The 22,652-nt window shown below is 74.5% G+C and carries 4 protein-coding genes; 2 read left to right on the top strand and 2 right to left on the bottom strand.

The genetic code is table 11. The features are described 5' to 3' along the window. The first annotated feature begins 11 nt into the window (after nucleotides 1-11). Together HA039_RS30200 and HA039_RS30195 are read left to right on the top strand one after the other, a co-directional pair. The gene (locus HA039_RS30200; protein WP_243870279.1) at nucleotides 12-1,823 is read left to right on the top strand and encodes an ABC transporter ATP-binding protein; all 1,812 of its coding nucleotides are present in this window, start codon (nucleotides 12-14) and stop codon (nucleotides 1,821-1,823) included. 79 nt (nucleotides 1,824-1,902) lie between these two features. Then, nucleotides 1,903-2,982 (top strand): iron-siderophore ABC transporter substrate-binding protein, encoded by a 1,080-nt coding sequence (locus HA039_RS30195; RefSeq protein ID WP_167034666.1) that lies wholly within the window; start codon nucleotides 1,903-1,905, stop codon nucleotides 2,980-2,982. A gap of 175 nt (nucleotides 2,983-3,157) precedes the next feature. Here the strand turns inward: HA039_RS30195 and HA039_RS30190 are convergent, their stop codons facing one another. Then, complete coding sequence (locus tag HA039_RS30190; RefSeq protein WP_167034664.1) at nucleotides 3,158-3,361, bottom strand: MbtH family protein; 204 nt, start codon at nucleotides 3,359-3,361, stop codon at nucleotides 3,158-3,160. A 37-nt stretch (nucleotides 3,362-3,398) separates the two neighbouring features. Next, nucleotides 3,399-22,496, bottom strand: a complete 19,098-nt coding sequence (locus HA039_RS30185) for a non-ribosomal peptide synthetase (RefSeq protein ID WP_167034662.1) — start codon at nucleotides 22,494-22,496, stop codon at nucleotides 3,399-3,401. Nucleotides 22,497-22,652 lie beyond the last annotated feature (156 nt).

Here is a 22,652-nt window from a genome sequence, read left to right as displayed (position 1 = left end):
GCGACTTTTCCGTGACGAGCGACTTCGGTACGGCGCCGGACGGCGCGCCCGGCGGGGAGGGCGGCCGGGAGCTGCTGCCGACCGCCTCGGTGAAGCGCACCCGCGCCGCCGTGCGCGAACTCGTCCGCCCCCACCGGTGGTTGGCCGTGGCCGGGCTGGTCACGCTGGTCGCCGCCACCGCCGTGGGGCTGCTGATCCAACCGACGCTCGGCCACATCGTCGACGCGGTCACCGAAGGCCGGCCGGCCGGTGCGCTGACCGCGCCGGTGGTCCTGCTGGTCGTGGTCGCCGTCGTCCAGGGCGCCGCGACCGCGCTCGGGCTCTCGCTCGTCTCCCGGCTCGGCGAAACCGTACTGGCCCTGCTGCGCGAGCGGTTCGTGGACCGCGCGCTGCACCTGCCCCTGGAGCGGGTGGAGGGCGCGGGGTCCGGCGACCTGACGGCGCGGGTCACCGGAGACGTGTCGCTCATCGCCGACGCGGTGCGGGGCGCCCTTCCGGAGCTGGCCCGTTCGGTCCTGGCGATCGTCCTCACCCTGGGCGCGCTGGCGCTGCTCGACTGGCGGTTCTTCCTCGCGGCGCTGCTCGCCTTCCCCGTCCAGGCGCACACCGCGCGCTGGTACCTGCGCCACGCGGGGCCGCTCTACGCGGAGCAGCGGGTCGCGAACGGCGCCCAGCAGCAGCAGCTGCTCGACACCATCGGCGGCGGGCCGACCGTGCGCGCGTTCCGGCTGGAGAAGGAGCACACCGGGCAGGTCACCGCCCGGTCGTGGTCGGTGGTCGAGCTGACGATGCGCGGGGTCCAGCTGATCCTGCGCTTCTACAGCCGCCTGCACCTGGCGGAGTTCACCGGTCTGGCCGCCGTGCTGGTGGCCGGGTTCCTGCTGGTACGGGCCGACGCCGTGTCGATCGGTACGGCGACCGCCGCGGCCCTCTACTTCCACAGCCTCTTCACGCCCGTCAACTCGGCGCTGGTACTGATCGACGACGCCCAGGCGGCGACGGCCGGGCTGGCCCGGCTGATCGGGGTGGCCGACCTGGCACCGCCCGTACCGCCGGAGCGCCCCGCCGTGCCGCGGGACGCGTCGGTCACCGTCCGGGGGCTCACGCACGCGTACCGCGCCGGTCATCCCGTCCTGCACGGGGTGGACCTGACGCTCGCCCCCGGGGAGCGGGTCGCGCTGGTCGGGGCGAGCGGCGCGGGCAAGACCACGCTGGCCAAGATCGTCGCGGGCATCCACCGGCCCCAGGACGGCACGGTCCTGATCGGCGGGGCGGACCTGGACGCGCTCGGCCCCGCGGCCGTCCGCCGGGCCGTCGCGCTGATCACCCAGGAGGTGCACGTCTTCGCCGGGCCGCTCGCCGACGACCTGCGGCTGGCCCGCCCCGCCGCCACGGACGCGGAGTTGCGCGAGGCGCTGGCCCGGGTGGACGCGCTCACCTGGGCGGACCTGTTGCCGGACGGACTCGGCACGGTCGTCGGCGAGGGCGGCCACCGGCTCACCAGCGCCCAGGCCCAACAGCTCGCCCTCGCCCGCCTGGTGCTGGCGGACCCGCCGGTCGCGGTCCTCGACGAGGCCACCGCGGAGGCCGGGAGCGCCGGGGCTCGGGCGCTGGAGAAGGCCGCCGCGCGGGCCGTGGAGGGCCGTACCGCGCTGATCGTCGCCCACCGGCTGACCCAGGCCGCGACCGCGGACCGGGTGGTCGTGATGGACGCCGGCCGGATCGTCGAGTCGGGCACGCACGACACCCTGCGCGCGGCTGGCGGGCGCTACGCCGCGCTGTGGGAGGCCTGGTCCGACAGCCGCGCGGCGGCCGGGCCGTGACCGTACTTCCCGAACGCACCACCCAACCCCCCGCATCCACCCACCAGAGAAGCACCACCGACCACGAAGGACCCCTTTGATGGCCCGCACTCTCCGCGCCGACCGGCTCGCCGCCGCGTTCGCCTCCGTCCTGCTGCTCTTCGCCACCGTCGCCGCTTGCGGCTCGGACACCGAATCGGCCTCCGGTTCGAAGCCGGGCTCGGCGGCCGAGGGGAAGGACCCGGCGGCGCCCGGGTCGTACCCCGTCACGATCGCCCACAAGTACGGCAGCACGGTCGTGAAGTCCGAGCCCAAGCGGATCGTCACCGTCGGCCTGACCGACCAGGACGCCGTGCTCGCGCTGGGCGAGGTCCCGGTCGGTACGACGGAGTGGCTGGGGGCGTACAAGGGCGCGCTCGGCCCCTGGGCGAAGGCCGAGCTGGGCGGCGGGGCGATGCCGACGCTCCTCAAGGACCCCGGCACCGGGCCGCAGACCGAGCGGATCGCGGCGCTGAAGCCGGATCTGATCGTGGCGCTGTACTCCGGGCTCACGAAGGAGCAGTACGAGACGCTCTCGAAGTTCGCGCCCGTGCTGGCGCAGCCGAAGCAGTACAACGACTACGGCATCCCGTGGGAGCTCCAGACCGAGACGATCGGCAAGGCGCTCGGCAAGGAGGCGGAGGCGAAGAAGCTGGTCGCGGGGGTCGAGGCGAAGTTCGCCGCCGCGCGGAAGGCGAATCCGGAGTTCGTCGGCGCGTCGGCCGTGATGGCGACCCCGTACGAGGGCATGTTCGTCTTCGGCAGCCAGGACCCGCGGTCGCGGCTGCTGACGTCGTACGGCTTCAAGCTGCCGACCGGGCTCGACAAGGCGATCGGGGACAAGTTCGGCGCGAACATCAGCAAGGAGCGGACGGACCTGCTGAACCAGAAGGTGGCGGTGTGGTTCGTGGGCGACCCGGTCAAGGACGCGGCGAAGCTGCACAAGGATCCGACGTACGGGGATCTGCCGGTGGTGAAGCAGGGGCGTGAGGTCTTCGTCAAGGAGACGAGCGATTTCGGGAACGCGCTGTCGATGGGGACGGTGCTGAGTCTGCCGTACGCGCTGGACCGGCTGACGCCGCAGCTGGCGGCGGCGGTCGACGGGGATCCGGGGACTGTGGTGGAGCAGCCCGCGTCGTAGGGCGTGGCGCGTGCGCGCGTGACGTCGCGCTGAGAAGGGCCCGGACCGCTTGTGCGGTGCGGGCCCTTCGTGGTGCTCCCCCGGGGCGCTGCCCCGGACCCCGGTCCTCAATCGCCGGACGGGCTGATGGGGGGCGCCGGACCGGTCACGTAGGCGTACTCGGGGGCAGTGGCCCTCAGAGGGTCAGGCTCTTCGGGCGGAGGTCGGTCCAGGTTTCCTCTATGTGGGTCAGGCAGGACTCGCGGGTCGTCGGGCCGTGGGTCCTCGTCCAGCCCGCGGGGATCTCCGCGAAGTCCGGCCACAGGCTGTGCTGGCCCTCGTCGTTGACCAGGACGGAGTAGACGCCCTCGGGGTTCTCGAACGGGTTGCTGCTGCTCATGCTGGATTCTCCTCAGGCTGCTTGTTCTCGTGACGTACTACGAACGTGCGCCGGCGCGTGCCACCAGCGCTTCCAGGGCCCTGAACCACGTCTCCGCGAGGTCCCTGACGTCGGCCTCGTCCAGGACTCCGGCCGGCCAGGACCAGTGTGCCGCCAGGACCGGGCCCTCGGGGCGGTCCTCGGTGACGACGTTGATGCCGAGGGCGTGGCCCTCGCGCATCGACGGTTCCGAGCCGATGTCGGCCGCGTCCTCCTCGGGCGCGTACGACCAGTCGGTGGCCTCGGGGATGCTGAAGCGTCCCAGGTAGTTGAACTCGATCCGCGGCGGCTCCAGCGCGGCGAGCACCGGGGCCGTACGGGGGTTGAGGTGGCGGAGCATGCCGTAGCCGACGCCGTTGGCCGGCAGCCCGGCCAGGTGGCTCCTGACCCGCTCCAGCGCCTCGTCCGCCGCCGGGCCGCCCGCGAAGGCGTCGGCCAGGTCGACGGGGCCCGGGTCGAGGCGGACGGGGAAGACGCTGGTGAACCAGCCGACAGTACGGGACAGGTCGGCGTCGCCCGTCAACTCCTCCTCGCGGCCGTGGCCTTCGAGGTCGACCAGCACGCCGCCCGCCGTGCCCCGGCGGCGGAGCCAGTCCGTGAGCGCGAGGCCGAGGCCCGTGACGAGGACGTCGTTGACCGTCGCGCCAAGGGCCGCGGGGACCGTGGACAGCAGCGGGTCGGTCCGTTCCGACGGCAGGCGCAGCGCCAACTCCCGGACGGTGCCCCGGGTGTCGCGCTCCGGGTCGAGCGGGCGGAGCAGCGGGAGCGGCTCCGCGCCGTCCAGGATGCCGGTCCAGAAGGGGAGTTCGGCCTCCCGGGCGGGGTCCTGCGCGAGTGCGGTGAGCCGGTGCGACCACTGGCGGAACGAGGTCTCCACGGGGGCGAGCTCGGCCGGCCTGCCCGCGGCGACGTCCTGCCAGGCCGCGGCCAGGTCGGGCAGCAGGACGCGCCAGGAGACGCCGTCGACGAGCAGGTGGTGGGCCATCAGCAGGAGCCGGCCCGGCTCGTCGCCGGTGTCGAACCAGACGGCCTTGACCGCCTCGCCCGTCTCGGGGTCGAGGGCGGCCCTGGCGGCCCGGGCCCGGTCCGCGACGAGGGCGCCGAGGGCGTCGGCGTCGAGGCCGGTCGCGTCGACGCGGTCGATCCAGCGGTCGGCGTCGTACCCGTCGGCGGGCGGGACGCCCAGGGTCCACCGGGCGGTGGGGGTGGCGTCCGTGCGGATCAGGCGTGCCCGCAGCATGTCGTGGCGGCCGGCCAGCGCCCCGAGGACGGCCGCCAGCTTCGGGCGGTCGAGTGCGGCGGGGGTCCGGACCAGGGCGGCCTGGTGGTAGCTCCTGAAGGGGCCGCCCAGTTCGCGCAGCCAGTGCATGACGGGGGTCAGTGGGACGGTGCCCGTGCCGTCGTCCTGGGCGCGGACCGCCGGGTTCGCCGACTGTTCCGTGGCGACGGCGCACAGGCCCGCGACCGTGCGGTGGCGGAAGACCAGGCGCGGTGTGATGCGCAGCCCGGCCGCCCTGGCCCGGCTGACCAGTTGCATGGCGACGATGCTGTCGCCGCCGAGGGTGAAGAAGTCGTCGTCGGCGCCGACCTGTTCGAGGCCGAGGACGTCGGCGAAGACGGCGGCGAGGGTCTTCTCCTGGGGGGTGGCGGGTGCCCGGCCGGTTGACAGGGCGGTGAAGTCGGGCGCGGGCAGGGCGGCGCGGTGGAGCTTGCCGTTGGCGAGCTGCGGCAGCCGGTCCAGCAGGACGACGGCCGCGGGCACCATGTAGTCGGGCAGGTGCTGGGCGGCGTGCCCGCGCAGCCGGGCCGCGTCGGGGGTCCGGCCCGCCACCGGGACGACGTAGGCGACGAGTTGCTTGCGCGGTCCGTCCTGACGGGCCGTCACCACGACCTGGGCGGTGTCGGGGTGGCGGTCGAGGACGGACTCGATCTCGGCGAGTTCGACGCGGAAGCCGCGGATCTTGACCTGGTCGTCGGCGCGGCCGAGGTAGTCGAGTGTCCCGCCGGGGGTCCAGCGGGCGAGGTCGCCGGTGCGGTAGAGGCGGGATCCGGGCGGGCCGAACGGGTCGGCGACGAAGCGTTCGGCGGTCAGCGCGGGCCGGTCGAGGTAGCCGCGGGCCAGGCCGCCGCCGGCGAGGTACAGCTCGCCGGTGACGCCCGGCGGCAGCGGCTGGAGCCGGTCGTCCAGCACGTAGGCCCGGGTGCCCGCCACCGGCCGGCCGACCAGGGGGCGGTCGCTGTCGCGGACCCGCGCCACCAGGGCGTCGACGGTGGACTCGGTCGGGCCGTACAGGTTGAAGACCTCCGTGCCGCGCAGCCCCCGCAGCCGGTCCCAGAGGGCCTGCGGTACGGCCTCGCCGCCGACGCCGACCACCGCGAGGGGGCAGGTGTCGCCGGAGACCAGGCCGGTGTCGGCCATCTGGGCGAAGAACGAGGGGGTGACCTCCAGGAAGTCGAAGCCGTGCGTGACGACGGCCGCCGCGAGGAGTTCGGGGTCGCGCCGGGTCTCCTCGGACACGACGTGCACGCAGTGGCCGTCCAGCAGCCACAGTTGGGGCTGCCAGGACGCGTCGAACGAGAACGACCAGGCGTGCCCGGCCCGCAGGTGGCGCCTGCCGGTGGCGGCGACGGCCGGTGCGTACAGGGTGTCACGGTGGCTGTGGAAGAGGTTGCCGATGGTCTCGTGGGTGACGACCACACCCTTGGGGCGGCCGGTGGATCCCGAGGTGTAGATCAGGTACGCCGGGTGGCCCGGGGTGAGCGGGGCGGCGCGGTCCTCGTCGGTGAGGCCGTGCGCGTCCGCCTCCGCGAGGCGGGTGAGGGTCCCGGGGTCGTCGAGCAGCAGGACCGGCACGTCCGACTCCGGGAGGAGCGGGGCGAGTTCGCGGGTGGTGAGGGTGAGGACGGGGCGGGCGTCGGCGAACAGGTCGGCCGTGCGGGAGGCGGGCGCGTCGGTGTCGACGGGGAGGTACGCGGCTCCCGCCGTCTGGACGGCCAGGATCGCCGCGAGGGTGTGGGCCGAGCGGGGCAGGGCGAGCGCGACGAACCGCTCGGGCCCCGCGCCCTGTTCGACCAGCACGCGGGCCAACCGGTTGACGTGCGCGTGGAGTTCGGCGTACGTCAGCTCGATGCCGTCGGACACGACGGCGGGCGCCTCGGGAGAGAGCCGTACCTGCCGCTCGAACAGCGCGGGCACGGTGGTCGGCGGGGCGGTCAGCGCGCGGGCGTTCCACTCGTGCAGGATCCGGTGGCGTTCGTCGTCGCCGAGGATGTCGATCAGGCCGAGCGGCCGGTCGGGGTCGGCGGCGACGGCGCGCAGCAGGCGGTGCAGCCGGTCGGCGATGGCCTGTGCGGTCGACGGGTCGTACAGGTCAGTGCTGTATTCGAGGACGCCGTGCACGCCGCCGCCGTCGGTCTCCTCCACGAAGTCGAAGGAGAGGTCGAACTTGGCGGTGTCCTGGCCGAGTTCCTCCTCGCGGAGGTCGAGTCCGGGGAGCGCGGGGCCGCCGGAGCCGGCCGCCAGGTAGACGACCATGACCTGGAAGAGCGGGTGCCTGGCGAGCGAGCGCGGTGGGTTGAGCACCTCCACCAGGCGTTCGAAGGGGACGTCCTGGTGGTCGTAGGCGGCGAGGTCCGTGTCCCGGACGCGGGTCAGCAGTTCGCGGAAGCCGGGGTCGCCCGAGGTGTCGGTGCGCAGGACCAGGGTGTTGAGGAAGAAGCCGACCATGTCCTCCAGCGCCTCGTCCGTGCGCCCGGCGATGGGGCTGCCGAGGGGGATGTCGGTGCCGGCGCCGAGCCGGGTGAGCAGGGCGGCCACGGCGGCCTGGATCAGCATGAACATACTGACCTCGCCGTCGCGCGCCAGTTCCCTGAGGGAGCGGGCGAGTTCGGCGTCGAGGGTGAGGTCGACGGACCCGCCCCGGTAGCTGGCCTCCTGGGGGCGCGGCCGGTCGGTGGGCAGGGCCAGTTCCTCGGGCAGTCCCGCCAGGGCCGCCTTCCAATGGGCGAGTTGGCGGGCGGCGAGGCTGCCGGGGTCCTTCTCGTCGCCGAGGACGTCCCGCTGCCAGAGGGTGTAGTCGGCGTACTGGACCGGCAGGGGCGCCCAGCCGGGGGCGAGCCCGGCGGCGCGCGCCGTGTAGGCGGTGGTCAGGTCGCGGGTCAGGGGCAGCTCGGACCACTCGTCGCCGGCGATGTGGTGCACGAGGAGGAGAAGGACGTGTTCGTCCTCGCCCAGTTCGAACACCGTGACGCGCAGCGGGGGTTCGCGGTCGAGGGCGAAGCCGTACGACGCGGCGTCGGCGAGCAGTCCGGCGAGGCTCCGCTCGTCGGCGGGGACGACGTCCACGGCGGGGTCGTACGACCCGGGGGCGAGGATCCGCTGGTAGGCGGCGCCGCCCTCGTCGGGGAAGACCGTGCGCAGGGTCTCGTGCCGCTCCGCCAGGTCGGCGACGGCGGCGCGCAGCGCGGTGGTGTCCAGCGGGCCGGACAGCCGCCAGGCGGTCGGGATGTTGTAGGTGGCGCTGGGCCCCTCCACCTGGTGGAGCACCCAGAGCCGCTGCTGCGCCGACGAGAGGGGCAGCCGGTCCTGCCGGGTCCTGGGGACGAGCGGGGGCCGGGGCGCGCCGCTCTCCGCGCCGGTCGCGGCCGTCGCCTCGGCCAGTTCGGCGACGGTGGGCGCGTCGAACACCGTACGCAGCGAGATCCGCGTACCGAGAGCGGAACGGACCCTGGCGACGAGCCGCATCGCGAGCAGGGAGTGGCCGCCGAGGGCGAAGAAGTTGTCGTCGATGCCGACGCGTGCGACGCCGAGGACCTCGGCGAACTGCTCGCAGAGGACCTCCTCGCGCGGGGTGCGGGGGCGGCGGCCCTCGGGTGCGGCGGTGACGTCGGGGGCGGGCAGGGCGGCGCGGTCGAGCTTGCCGCTCACGGTCCTGGGGAGCGCGGTGAGTGACACGAACGCGGCGGGCACCATGGGGGCCGGGAGCGCGGCGGCGACGTGGGCGCGCAGGTCCGCGGCGGTGGGGATCCGGTCGGGGGCGGCGGGGACGGTGTAGGCGACCAGCCGGGGGTCGCCTGGGGTGTCCTCCCGTACGGTCACGGCGGCGGCGGCCACGTCGGGGTGGCCCGCGATCAGGGCCTCGATCTCGCCGGGCTCGATCCGGAACCCGCGCAGCTTCACCTGGTCGTCCGCCCGGCCGAGGAACTCCAGGGTGCCGTCGGCCCGGCGCCTGGCCAGGTCGCCGGTGCGGTACATCCGGCTGCCGGGGGCGCCGAACGGGTCGGCGGTGAAGCGTTCGGCGGTGAGGACGGGCCGGTTCAGGTAGCCGCGCGCGAGGCCTTCCCCGGCGAGGTACAGCTCCCCCGCCACGCCCGGCGGCACCGGCCGGAGCGCGGCGTCGAGGACATGGGCCCTGATGTTGCCGATCGGCGCCGCCCAGGCGGGGCCGTCGCCGCCGTGCCAGCCGTAGGCGTCGACGGCGGACTCGGTCGGTCCGTACAGGTTGTGCGCGGTGGTGCCGGGTAGTGCGCAGAGCCGTTCCCACAGGGCGGGCGGTACGGCCTCGCCACCGAGCGCGAGGACGCCGGGGACGTGGCGGCCGGGTTCCAGGAATCCGTGGTGGGTGAGTTCGCGCAGGTAGGTGGGGGTGGTTTCGAGGAAGTCGATCCGCCGGTCCGCCACGAGGCGCAGCAGGGCGGCCGGGTCGGTCAGGGTGGTCTCGTCGACGACGTGCAGTTCGTGGCCCGCGAGGAGCCAGACCAGCGGGTCCCAGGAGGCGTCGAAGCTGAACGACGCGGTGTGCAGGGCGCGCAGGGCGGTCCGGCCGGCGGCGCGTTCCGCGGGGGCGATCAGGTCCGCGCGGTGGGACGCGAAGAGGTTGCTGAGGCCGCGGTGGGTCCCGACGACGCCCTTGGGGACGCCGGTGGAGCCGGAGGTGAAGATGACGTACGCGGCGCTCGCGGGGTGGATGGCGGGGGCCGGTACGGCGGCGGGTCCGCCGTCCGCCTCCTCGGCGAGGAGGGTGTCCAGCAGGGCGTGGGGGTGGCCGGTCGCGGGCAGCTTCGCCGCCAGGTCGCCGGTGGTGACCACGCACAGCGGGGCCACGTCGGTGAGCATGAACTCCAGGCGGTGGGAGGGGTATTCGGGGTCGAGCGGCACATAGGCGGCGCCCGCGCCGAGGACTCCGAGGATCGCGGGGACCATCTCGGCCCTGGGCAGGGCGAGGGCGACGACCGTCCCGGGACCGGCGCCGCGCCGCAGCAGGGCGCGGGTGACCGCGCCCGCCTCGGCGGCCAGCTCGGCGAAGGTCGACCGGCCGCCCGCGGTGACGAGGGCGGTGGCGTCGGGACGCTCGCGTACCGCCGCCGCGAACAGCTCGGGAACGGTACGGGGCTCGATCGGCCGGTCCGTGTCGTTCCAGGTGGTCAGGGCTGCCGTGGCCTCGTCGTCGGTGAGCACCCGCAGCTCCCCGACGGCCCGTTCCGGCGTCTCCACGATCTGTGCCAGCAGGCCCACCAGGCGCTCGGCCAGGGATGCCGCCGTGCCGGGGTCGACGAGGTCGGTCGCGTACACCAGGTGCAGGACGAAAGAGCGGTCGCCGCCGTGGTCCACGAACGTGAAGTCGAGGTCGAACCGGGCCCGGCCGGTGTCCATGTCGTACCACTCGGTCTCCAGGCCCAGGAGGTCCGGATCGCCGTCGGGGCGGTAGTGGTAGCCGAGCATCACCTGGAAGAGCGGGTTGCGGTCGGCGACCCGGGCCGGGTTGACCGCCTCGACCACCCGGTCGAAGGGGAGGTCCTGGTGCTCGAAGGCGGCGAGCGCCGATTCCCTTACCCGGGTGAGGAGTTCGGTGAAGGCGGGGTCGCCGGTCAGGTCCGTGCGGAGCACGAGGGTGTTGACGAAGAAGCCGACGAGGTCGTCCACGGCGGCGTCCGTACGGCCCGCGATGGGCGCGCCGAGCGGGATGTCGTCACCGGCGCCGAGGCGGTGCAGCAGGGTGGCGGTGGCGGCCTGGAACAGCATGAACATGCTGACGCCCTGGGCGCCGGCCAGTTCCCGCAGGGCGCTGCCGGTCTCGCCGGGCAGTTCGACCCGTACGACACCGGCCCGGCCGGTGGCCCGGGCGGAGCGGGCGCGGTCGACCGGCAGGACGAGGTCCTCGGGCAGGTCGCGCAGGGTGTCGGTCCAGTAGGCGAGCTGCTTCTCCCCCACCTCTTCGAGCAGGCGGTCCTGCCAGAGGGTGTAGTCGGCGTACTGCACCGGCAGGGGTGCCCAGGCCGGCGCGTGTCCGTCGGCGCGCGCCGCGTAGGCGGTGTGGAGGTCGGCGAGGAACGGCCGGTCGGACCACTCGTCGGTGGTGATGTGGTGCAGCACGACGGCCACCACCTGGTCGGCCGGGCCGAGGCGCAACACCTCGGCCCGGAGGGGCAGTTCGGTGCTCAGGTCGAAGGGGCGGCGCTGCGCCTCCTCGACGCGCGCGGCGAGTTCGGCCTCGGCGCAGTCGGTGACGGCCAGGGTGGGGCGGGCCTCGTCGGCGGGGACGATCCGCTGGTACGGCTCGCCCTCGTGCTCCTCGACGAGGGTACGGAGCGTTTCGTGACGCCCCGTCACGTCGTGCAGCGCGAGGCGCAGCGCGTCGAGGTCGAGGGTTCCGCGCAGCCGGAAGACGAGCGGGAAGTTGTACGCGACGCCGTCGCCGGTGATCTTCCCGACGAGCCACAGCCGTCGTTGGGCGGCCGACAGCGGGATCCGGTCGGGGCGCCGCGTGGCGGGTTCCAGGGCGGGCCGGGCGGGCTGTCCGCCGTCGGTGCGGCCGGCGAGCAGTTCCGGGGTCGGGGCCTCGAAGAGGTCGCGGATGGCGAGTTCGGCGCCCAGTTCGGTGCGGGCGCGGCTGACGAGCCGGGTGGCGAGCAGCGAGTGCCCGCCGAGGTCGAAGAAGTTGTCTTCGGCGCCGATGCCGGGCAGGCCGAGTACATCGGCGAAGAGGCGGCACAGGACCTCTTCGCGGGGGGTGCGCGGGCCGCGGCCCTCGCCCCGGGCGACGGCGGGCTCGGGCTCGGGCAGGGCCCGGACGTCGAGCTTGCCGTTGCCGGTCATCGGCAGGCGGGGCAGGACGGCGAACGCGGCGGGCACCATGTAGTCGGGCAGCGACTCCTTGAGGTCGTCCCGGAGCCGCCGTACGAGACCGCCCGCGCCGCGGGTGGTGGTCGGGGTGTTGGCGTACGGCGGGGTGCCGCCCTGGGGGCGGTGGAGGCCGGCGGTCAGGCGCGGGGCCGGCCCTTCGTCGCGTACCAGCACCGCTTCGTAGCGGCCCGGTTCGGGCGCCCAGGTGGTGAGGGTGCGGTAGCCGAGACCGGCGGCGAGGTCGCGCAGCGCCTCGGGCTCCACTCCCTCGTCCGGTAGGACGTGCGGGCGGCCCTTCTCCAGGGCGCGCAGCGCGGCCAGTTCGCCGGCGGTGCGGGCGTCGGGGATGCCGGTGACGCGCAGGTGTGCGGGGCGCAGGTCGCGCAGGTGCCGGACGAGCGTGCGGTCGTCGGTCCAGCTCGTCACGGGCGCGTCGGCGAGGCGGAGGACGGCGTCCGGGGCGGGCGATCCGGCTTCCGCGTCCGGCGATTCGCGGTCCGTGGCGGGCGATTCGCGGTCCGTGCCGGGCGACTCCCGGTAGAGGACGGCGTCGTAGCGGTGGCGGGTCAGTTCGTTCTGGTGCCGGCCGGCCTTGGTGCGCAGGTCGACGCCGTACCCGAGGGTGCTGAAGTAGTCCGGGTCGACGAGGAGTTCCTTCTCCAGGGCGATGCCCCGGTCCACGGCCCGCCGTACGGTCGCGGCGTCCGTGCCCTCGTCGGCGCGGGTGAGCTGGATGGCCGCCTGGAAGGCGCGGGCGAGGCGGAGGTTGCGTACGTCTCCGACGAACAGGGCGCCGCCGGGGACGAGGAGGTCCATGGCGCCGGTGATGACCTCGGTGAGGTGGTCGACGCTCGGGAAGTACTGGATGACGGAGTTGATGACGACGGTGTCGAAGAAGCCGGTGGGCAGTCCGTCGGTGATGTGGGCGGCCTGGGCGCGCAGTTCGACCTTGGCGGCCAGCCCGGGGTCCTGCCGCAGGTCCTCGCCGATCTTGCGGATGACGGGGGCGGCGAAGTCCGTGGCCCAGTAGGCCTCGGCGTCCGGCGCGAGCTGCGACAGGAGCAGGCCGGAGCCGACGCCGATCTCCAGGACGCGGCGGGGCCGCAGGGAGCGGATGCGCTCGACGGTGGCGGCCCGCCATTCGCGCATGTCCTCCAGCGGGATGGGGGCGCCGTCGTACGAGCTGTCCCAGCCCGCGAAGTCCTCGGTGTGGACGGCGGTGTCGATCTCGGTGTACTCGGCGGAGTAGATCTCCTGCCACTCGCCGATCTGCTCGCGCTCCGCCTCCTCCTTGGCGGCGCCGGTGAGTTCGGCGGGGACGACGTAGCCGATGAGGCGCTGGGTGCCGGGCGCGGACGGGTCGTCGCGGGCGATGACGGCGGCCTGGGCGACCTGGGGGTGCCGGTCGAGCGCGGCCTCGATCTCGCCCAGCTCGACGCGGTAGCCGCGTACCTTGACCTGGTCGTCGGTACGGCCGAGGAAGTCCAGGTTGCCGTCGGGGCGGCGGCGCACGAGGTCGCCGGTGCGGTACATCCGCTCGCCGGGCGCGCCGAACGGGTCGGCGACGAAGCGTTCCGCGGTCAGGCCCGGGCGGTCGAGGTAGCCGCGGGCGAGGCCGACCCCGGCGATGTACAGCTCGCCGGGGACCCCGTCCTGGACGGGGCGCAGCCAGGCGTCCAGGAGGTGGGCGCGGGTGGCGCGGATCGGGCGGCCGACGGTGGGGGTGGCGCTGTCGTCCGTACCGCCGCCGAGGGTGTTGATGGTGTATTCGGTGGGGCCGTACAGGTTGTAGCCGTACGTGCCCTCGGTGTCGCGCAGCCGGTTCCACACGGTCTCGGTGACGGCTTCGCCGCCGAGCAGGACCAGCGGGGGCCGGTGGCCCTCCAACAGGCCTTCCTCGATGAGGAGATGGGCGTAGGTCGGGGTGACGTTGACGACGTCGATCCGCTGTTCCTCGCAGTACGCGACGAGCGCCTCGGCGTCGCGGCGCAGCTCCTCGTCGCAGATGTGCACCTCGTGGCCCTCGACGAGCCAGAGCAGCTCCTCCCAGGACATGTCGAAGGCGAAGGAGACGGTGTGCGCGATGCGCAGCCGCCGGCCGCCGGCCGAGGCGATGGCGGGGCCGAAGATCTCCTTCTGGTGGTTGAGCTGCATGTTGGTCAGGCCCCGGTAGGGGGTGACGACGCCCTTGGGGCGGCCGGTGGAGCCCGAGGTGTAGATGACGTACGCGGGGTGGCCCAGGTCGAAGTCGACGTGGACCGGTCCGGCGGGCTGGGAGGCCAGTTCGGCGACGACGTCGGGGTCGTCCAGCAGGACGCGCGGGAGGTCGCCCTCCAGCGTCCCGGAGACGGCGGCCGTGGAGAGCAGGAGCAGGGGCCGGGCGTCGGCGAGCATCATCGCGAGGCGGTCGGCGGGGTGGTCCAGTTCCAGGGGGAGGTAGGCGGCGCCGGTGCGCAGGACGGCGAACAGCGCGACGACCATGTCGAGGGAGCGGGGCAGTCCGAGCGCCACCACCCGCTCCGGTGCGGCGCCCCGGGCGATCAGCAGCCGGGCCATCCGGTCGCAGCGCGCGTCGAGTTCGGCGTAGGTGAGGGTGCGGCCGCCGAAGACGAGCGCGGTGGCGTCGGGGGTACGGGCGGCCTGGGCGGCGAGGAGGTCGGCGACGGTCTCGTCGGGGACGGGCTCGCGGCTCGCGGCGTTCTCCCGTACCAGCGTGGCCCGTTCGGCGGGCAGCAGCGGGTCGAGGCGGCCGACGGGGGCCGACGGGTCGGCGGTCAGGCCGTCCAGGAGCAGGGCGAAGCGGGCCAACAGGCTTTCCGCGTAGGGGTGTTCGATGAGGTCGGGGCGGTAGGAGAGCGTGATCCTGACCCGCTGTCCCGGGGTGACGACGAGGTTGACCGGGTAGTGCGTGGCGTCGACGTTGGCGACGGCGGTGGCGCCGTGCCGCTCGCGCAGTTCGGCGAGCCGCTCCTCGGTGTCGGCGTTGCGCAGCACGAACAGGGTGTCGAAGAGCCTGCGGTGGCCGGTCTCGGCCTGGAGGACACCGAGGCCGAGGTACTCGTGGGGCATGAGGGCGAGCCGTTCGCCCTGGATCCGCCGCAGCAGGCCGAGGACGGGTTCGGCCGGGTCGAAGGCGATGCGGGCGGGCACGGTGTTGAGGAACATGCCGATGACGTTCTCGACGTCCGGCACCTCGCTCGGGCGGCCCGCCACCGTCGTGCCGAACACGACGTCGGTGCGGCCCGTGGTGCTCGCGAGGGCGAGTCCCCAGGCGGCGTTGAGGACGGTGTTGAGGGTGAGGCCGTGGTGGCGGGCGGTGTCGCGCAGCCGGTCACTGGCCTCGGCGGTCAGGTCGGTGTCGAGGCTTCGGGGGATGACGGGTTCGAGGCCCCGGTCGGCGGCGGAGGGAACGAGCAGGGTGGGCTCGTCCAGTCCGTCCAGCGCGGCGCGCCAGGCGCCGGTGGCGTCCGCCTCGTCCTGCTGGTCGAGCCAGGTGAGGTAGTCGCGGTAGGAGCCGGGGCGCGGCAGGTCCCGGGGGTCGCCGCCGTTCTCGTACAGGGCGAACAGCTCGTCCAGGAACAGCCATGCCGACCAGCCGTCCCAGAGGATGAGGTGGCGGCCGACGACCAGCCGGTCGCCGCGCTCCTCGCCGAGGCGGACGAGCAGCATCCGGAAGAGCAGCGGGCGGGTGAGGTCGAAGCGGCGGGTGCGCTCCTCGTCCATCAACGCCCGCAGCCGGACGTCCTGTTCGGTGGCCGGGAGGCCGGCGAGGTCGACCTCTTCGAGGGGGATCGCCGGGTCCTTGACGATGAACTGGACGGGTTGGCGCAGCCCTTCGCTGGTGAATCCGGCGCGCAGGCTGGGGTTGCGGGCCAGCAGCACCTTCGTGGCGGCGCGCAGGCGGCCGGTGTCGACGCGGGTGGCGAGGTCGAACGACTCGTGGACGGTGTAGACGTCCAGGGCGCTGTTGTCGTAGGTGGAGTGGAAGAACAGGCCTTCCTGGAGTGGCGCGAGGGGCCAGATGTCCTCGACGGCGCCGGGGGCGATCCGCTCGACGCGGGCCCGCTCCTCGGGGGTGAGCGAGAAGGAGTCCGTACGGTCCCGCCCGCCCGGCCCGCCCGGCCCGTCCGTGGCCGGCTCGGTGTCGAGCGTCACGGCGGCCGCCGCGAGGGCGGCCGGGGTGCGGTGCTCGAAGATGTCGCGGGGGCTCAGGCCGAGGCCCGCGCGGCGGGCGCGGCTGGAGACGCCGATGGAGCTGATGCTGTCGCCGCCGAGGAGGAAGAAGTCGTCGTCGACGGAGACGTCCGTCAGCTTCAGGACGGCCGCGAAGATGTCGGTGAGCGTCCGCTCCCCGGCGTCCCTGGGGGCGCGGGCGGCGGCACGGACGGTGGCCGGGGCGGGCAGGGCGCCCCGGTCCAGCTTGCCGCTCGGGGTGAGGGGCAGGGCGTCCAGGACGACGTAGGCGGTGGGCACCATCGGGGCGGGCAGGGCGCCGGTGAGGTGGGCCCGGAGCGCGGGGGTGTCCGGGGCAGCGCCCGTCGCGGGGACCACGTACCCGACGAGGGTGTTCTCGCGGACGGTCACCGCGCTCCGCGCGACGCCGGGCGCGCCGAGGAGCGCGGCCTCGATCTCGCCCAGCTCGACGCGGTTGCCGCGCAGCTTGACCTGGCGGTCGGTGCGGCCGAGGTACTCGACGGTGCCGTCGGGGCGCCGCAGGACCAGGTCGCCGGTGCGGTACATGCGGGTGCCGGGCGGGCCGTACGGGTCGGCCGTGAAGCGTTCCGCGGTGAGCGCGGCGCGGCCGTGGTAGCCGCGGGCCAGCTGGACGCCGGTCAGGTACAGCTCGCCGGGGACGCCGGCCGGGACGGGGCGCAGGCAGGCGTCCAGGACGTGGAGCCCGGTGTTCCAGACGGGGCGGCCGATGGGCACGGTGGTGCCGCTCGCGCTGTCGTCGCCGTAGGCGTGGTGGGTGACGTCGACGGCGGCCTCGGTGGGGCCGTACAGGTTGTGCAGGGGCACCCCGGTGAGCGCGTGCCAGCGGCGCGCGGCGGAGGCGGTCAGGGCCTCGCCGCTGCTGAGGACGCGACGCAGGGGGGCGGCCCAGGAGGGGTCGCCGGTGACCTCGTCGGCGGCCAGGAACGCGTCGAGCATGGACGGCACGAAGTGCATCGTGGTGACGCCCCGGTCGCGGACGAGCGCGGCGAGGTAGGCGGGGTCGCGGTGGCCGTCGGGCCTGGCGAGGACCACGGCGGCGCCCTCGGTCAGCGGCCAGAAGAACTCCCACACGGACACGTCGAAGCTCGACGGCGTCTTCTGGAGCACGCGATCGTCGGCACGCAGGCCGAACTCCCCCTGCATCCAGGCGAGTCGGTTGACGATGGCGCGGTGGGTGACGACGACGCCCTTGGGCCGGCCGGTGGATCCGGAGGTGTAGATGAGGTAGGCGGGATCGTCGGGTGCGGCCTGGGCTGGCGTGTCCTCGGCAGGCGTGTTCGCCTCCGGTGCGTCGAGGACCAGCGGGGTCACGCCCTCGGCCTCCGGCAGCCGGGGGGCCGACGCGGCGGTGGTGACCACCGTGGCCGCCCCGGAGTCGGTGAGCATGTACGCCACCCGGTCGGCCGGGTAGTCCAGGTCGAGGGGCAGGTAGGCGGCCCCGGACTTGAGGACGCCGAGGAGGGCGACCATCAGCTCGGCGGAGCGGGGAACGGCGACCCCGACCACCTGGCCGGGACAGGCCCCCCGGGCCCGCAGGCGCCGGGCCAGCCGTTCGGCGCGGGCGTCCAGTTCCGCGTAGGTCAGCCGCTCGTCGCCGAGGACGACGGCGGTGGCGTCCGGCGTACGGGCGGCCTGGTCCTCGAAGGCGGCGGAGAGGGTCGTCTCCGGTATCTCGCGCGTGGCGCCCGCCAGTCGGGCCCGCGACCGCTCCGTAGCGGACAGCAGCTCGATGTGCGCGGCGGGCCGCTCCGGGTGGTCGGCGAGCGCCTCCAGGACCAGGGCGAGCCGGTCCGCGATCGTCCGGACGGTGTCGCCGTCCAGCCGTTCGGCGTGGTGCTTGAGACGCAGGTCGAGCCGCCGGCCCGGCTTCACGACGAGGGCGAGCGGGTAGTGCACGGCGTCGTGGAACGCGTGGCCGGTGATCCGGACCGTGCCCGACGGGTCGCGCAGGTCGGTGTCGGCCGGGTAGTTCTCGAACACCAGCAGGGTGTCGAAGAGTTCGCCGCCGCCCGCGAGGCCCGTGAGGCGCTGGATCTCGGCGAGACCGAGGTGCTGGTGGTCCAGGAGCTGGGCCTGCTCGTCCTGGAGGCGGCCGAGGAGCGCGGCGAGGGTGTCGGCGGGGTCCCAGGTGAAGCGGGTCGGCAGGGTGTTGATGAAGAGCCCGACCATCGACTCGATGCCGTCGACCTCGCCGTCGCGGCCGGAGACGGTGGTGCCGAACACCACGTCCTGGCGGCCGGTGAGCCGTCCGAGCAGGAGTCCCCAGGCTCCCTGGACGACCGTTCCCAGGGTGACGCCGTGCTCGCGGGCGCGGGCGGCGAGGCGGCTCGTGGTCCGTTCGGACAGCTCGACACGGACCTGCTCGGGCCGCATCGGGGCGCTGTCGGCGGGGGTGGTGACGAGCCGCGTCGGCTCGTCGAGACCGGCGAGGGCGGTGCGCCAGGTGGCGCGGGCGGCCTCCCGGTCGAGTCCGGCGAGGCGGCGCAGGTACGAGCGGTACGGCGCGACGTCGGGCAGCGGCGCGGCGCCGGGCCCGGCGCCGTACGACGCCATCAGCTCGCGGTGGAGCACCGGCAACGACCAGCCGTCGGCGACGATGTGATGGAACGTCAGGACGAGCGCGGCGCGCTCGGGCCCGAAGCGGACCAGCGCGCAGCGCAGCAGCGGGGGCCTGGCCAGGTCGAAGCGGCGGGCGCGTTCGTCGGCGGCGACGGCCTCGGCGAGGGACTCCCGTACGGACGCGTCCTGCGCGGACAGGTCGATCTCCCGCCAGGGCAGGGTCAGTCCGCCCGCGATGATCTGGACGGGCGTGCCGTCGGGGCCCGGCCGGAAGGCGGCGCGCAGCGGGGCGTGCCGGCCCAGGAGGTGCTGGGCGGCGGTGCGCAGGGCTTCGCCGTCGAGGGGGCCCGCGAGCTCGACGACCTGCTGGACGACGTACGCGTCCCGGTCGGAGCCGCCGACGAGGGAGTGGAAGTAGAAGCCTTCCTGGAGCGGGGTGAGCGGCAGCAGGTCTCGTACGGCCAGGGGCTCGGCCCCCTGGATCGCGGCGAGTTCGTCGGCGGTGACCGCGACGAGCGGCTCCTCGCGGTCGGCGGGGCCGCCGCCCGTGCGGTCGACGGCGACGGTCGCGAGCGCGGCGACGGTGCGGTGGCGGAAGACGTCGCGGGTGGTGAGCTGGATGCCCTCCTTGCGGGCCTTGATGAGCAGTTGGATCGCGGTGATGCTGTCGCCGCCGAGGGCCAGGAAGTCGTCGTCGATGGTGACGGAGCGCAGGCCGAGGACGTCGGCGTACAGGCCGCAGAGCAGCGTCTCGCGGGCGTCGCGGGGGGCGCGGCCCGAGCTGAGGGCGCCGTAGTCCGGGGCGGGCAGGGCCTTTTCGTCGAGCTTGCCGCTGGGGGTGACGGGCAGCCGGTCGAGCGGGACGAACGCCGACGGCACCATGTACTCGGGCAGCCGGTCGGTGGTGTGGGCCCGCAGGGTCTTCATCAGCGTGGTGATGTCGCGGAAGGGCACGGGCCGGTTGGCGTGCGGGAAGCCTCCGCCGGGGCGGTAGACCGTGCCGAGGGGGCCGTCGCCCGCCGCGAGGACGACGTCGAGGCTGCCGTCGTCGGCGTGCCCGTTCCAGGTGACGGCGCAGCGGTAGCCGTGCCGGGCGGCGAGGGTGTGGAACGCCTCGGGGTCGGTGCCGGCGGGGGCGGGGCCGCTGCTGTCCTCCAGGGCGCGCAGGGCCGAATCGTCCTCGTCCAGGCGGCCGTTGGGCACGCCGGTGACCCGGATCCGGTCGGGGCGTCCGGCGAGGAGGGCGGCGAGCGCGTCGAGGCCGCCGAGCCCGGACCAGCGGATCTCCCGCGACGGGTCCTGGTCGGGCGCCGGCTGTCCGGGCGCGGACGTCCCGGCCGCCGGTCCTGACGGGCGCAGCACGACGTCGTACCGGTAGCGGCTCAACTCGTTCCGGTGCGTGGCCCGTTTGACGAGGACGTCCGCCTCGTACCCCGGCAGGGCCGTGAAGTAGTCCGGGTCGAGGAGCAGTTCGCCCTCCCACGCGACCGAGCGGTCGACCGCCGCGCGCAGCGCGGTCTTGTCGCTCTCTTCGTGCCCGGCCGCGCCCCGGCTCTCGACGGCGGCGCGCAGGGTGCGCAGCAGCCGCAGGTTGCGTACGTCGCCGACGAAGACGGCGCCGCCGGGGGCGAGCAGGGCGCTGACCTTGCGCAGCACCTCGGCGAGGTAGTCGGCGCTCGGGAAGTACTGGGCGACGGAGTTGATGACGACGGTGTCGAAGAACCCTTCGGGCAGGCCCTCGGTGTCGTGGGCGGGCCGGGCCGACAGCTCGACGCGCGGGGCCAGTTCGGGTACGGCGTCGACCTGGGCGCGCAGCGCCCGTACCGCCTCGTGGGAGACGTCGGTGCCCCAGTAGGCGTCGCTGTCGGGGGCGATCCTGGAGAGGATCAGTCCGCTGCCCACGCCGATCTCCAGGATCCGGCGCCCCGGGCCGAGCGCGCGGATCCGGTCGATCGTCGCGTCCCGCCACTCGCGCATCTCGTCGACGGGCAGGGGGGTGCCGTCGTACATGCTGTTCCAGCCGGCGAAGTTCTCGCGGAAGCCCTGGCCCTCCGTCCCGGCGGCGCTGTAGAGCAGTTCGTGCAGGTCCTTCCACTCCTCGACCTGGGCGGTCTCGTCGTGGCCGGGCTCGGTGTCGAGGGAGGGGACGACGTACGCGGCGAGCCTGCGCTCGCCGGGCCGGTCCTCGCGGGCGACGACGGCGACCTGGTCGACCGCCGGGTGGCCGCGCAGGACGGACTCGATCTCGCCCGGTTCGATGCGGAAGCCGCGGATCTTGATCTGGGTGTCGGCGCGGCCGAGGAACTCCAGGCGTCCGTCGGCCTTCCACCGTACGAGGTCACCGGTGCGGTAGAGCCGCTCGCCCGGGGCGCCGAAGGGGTCGGCGACGAAGCGTTCGGCGGTGAGGGAGGGCCGGCCGAGGTAGCCGCGGGCGAGGCCCGCGCCGCCGAGGTACAGCTCGCCGGGGACGCCGGCCGGGACCGGTCGCAGGCGTGCGTCGAGGACGTAGGCGCGGGTGCCGGGGTCGGGCACGCCGATGGGGACGATCGTGCCGGCCGGGGTGTCGGGGTCGCAGAGGCCGAGGGTCGAGTTGGTGGTGGCCTCGGTGGGACCGTACGCGTTGAACATCATGCGGCCGCGGGCGTAGCGCCCGACCAGCTCGGGCGAGACGCGCTCAGTGCCGGCCAGAAGGGTGGCGGCGGGCGGCAGCCGCACGTCGTCGGGCAGGGCGGCGAGCAGGGCGGGCGGCAGGATCATGAAGGTGATGCCGTGGGCGTTGGCGTAGTCGGCGAGGGGGGCGCCGGGCACCCGCAGTTCGCTCGGTACGACGACGAGGCGGCCGCCGGAGAGCAGGCCGAGGCAGAGATCCCAGAAAGCCACGTCGAAGCTGGGCGAGGCGAATTGCAGGACGCGGCTGTCCGGTCCGATGCCGAAGCGCTCGCTCTGGGTGGCGACGAGTTTGGCGACGCCGGTGTGCGAAAGGACGACGCCCTTGGGGCGGCCGGTCGATCCGGAGGTGTAGATGACGTACGCGGCGTTGAGGACGGTGAGTTCACCGCCGCGGTCGGCGTCGGTGGGGTCGTGGGCCGGGCGTCCGGCCAACTCCTCGGCGGTCTCCGGCAGGTCCAGGAGGAGCGTGGTGATCCCGTCCTGCTCCCCTTCCGCGTCCTCGGGGAGGAGTTCGGCGTCGGCCGTCGTGACCAGGCAGACGGGCCGCGCGTCCGCGAGCATGTACGCGATCCGGTCGGCCGGGTAGTCGCGGTCCACGGGCAGGTAGGCGGCGCCCGACTTGAGGACGGCGACCTCGGCGACGATCAGGTCGGCGGAGCGCGGCAGGGCGAGGGCCACGACGCGCTCGGGGCCGGCGCCCCGGGCGATCAGGGCGTGCGCGAGGCGGTTGGCCCGCTCGTCCAGCTCGGCGTAGGTGAGGCGCTCCTCCTCGAAGACGAGCGCGGTCGCGGCGGGGCGCAGGCGGACCTGCTCGGCGAACATCGCGGGCCAGGTGGCGGCCGGGACGGCGTGCTCGGTGGCGTTCCACTCGACCAGCAGGCGGTGGTGCTCGTCGGGCGTGGTCAGGGCGAGTTCGGCGACCGGCGTGCCCGGCCGGGCGAGGCCGTCGGCCAGCAGGGTCTCGTAGTGGCCGAGCAGCCGGTCGACGGTCGCGTCGTCGAACAGGTCGGTGCGGTACGTCGCCTGGACCTCGTCCGGGACGACGTCGAGCGCCAGGTCGAGGGTGCCCGGCATGTCCTCCCCCGCGGCATCCGCCCGCGCCGCCGCGCCGGTGCCGGGGTCCGCGTCGAAGGCGGTGTTGAAGAACAGTCCGCCGCCGCGGGTCGGCGCCGGGCGCAGGGCGTCGACCAGCGTGCGCGGCGGCAGCCGGTGCGCGCGGGCCGCCGCGAGGGCGTCCTCCACGCGCCGTACCAGCTCCGCGAAGGTCGGGGGGCCGCCGAGGTCGACGCGCACGGGCAGGTTCGCGTACCCGACGGTGAGGTCGGCGGCGCCGCTGTAGCGGTGCAACAGGGCGAAGTAGGCGGCGAGTCGGGTCTCGGCGCCGGCCAGGGTGCCGGTGCGCCGTGTCCGTACCGACCGGTCCCCGGAGGGTGACACCGGGTACGGGCGGTCGGCCGGCAGCGCCGTCTCGGGTGAGAGCGGTGCGAGCGCGTTCCGCCAGTAACCCACTGCTTCTTCGATACCGGACACGGTGGCCGCGCCTCCCCAGACAGGTCGGTCCCCGGTTCGGTGGAGCCCGGGTCGCCGCCATACTAAGGTAAGGGTTACCTAATCAAAAGCACCCACCCGCCCCCCGGGCGGCCCAAGGGCCCTGCACTACAGTTAAGGCCTGCCTAACCTAAGGAT

The sequence above is a fragment of the Streptomyces liangshanensis genome, from assembly GCF_011694815.1.
In the GTDB taxonomy this organism is placed as follows: domain Bacteria; phylum Actinomycetota; class Actinomycetes; order Streptomycetales; family Streptomycetaceae; genus Streptomyces; species Streptomyces liangshanensis.
The sequence above is the reverse complement of the archived record's forward strand: the minus strand, read 5'-3'. Positions and strand labels throughout refer to the sequence as shown.

Bases quoted from the DNA above. Each gene is read 5' to 3' on its own strand.
- HA039_RS30195 (WP_167034666.1), top strand. From the start codon at position 1,903: ATGGCCCGCACTCTCCGCGCCGACCGGCTCGCCGCCGCGTTCGCCTCC.
- HA039_RS30190 (WP_167034664.1), bottom strand. From the start codon at position 3,361: ATGAGCAGCAGCAACCCGTTCGAGAACCCCGAGGGCGTCTACTCCGTC.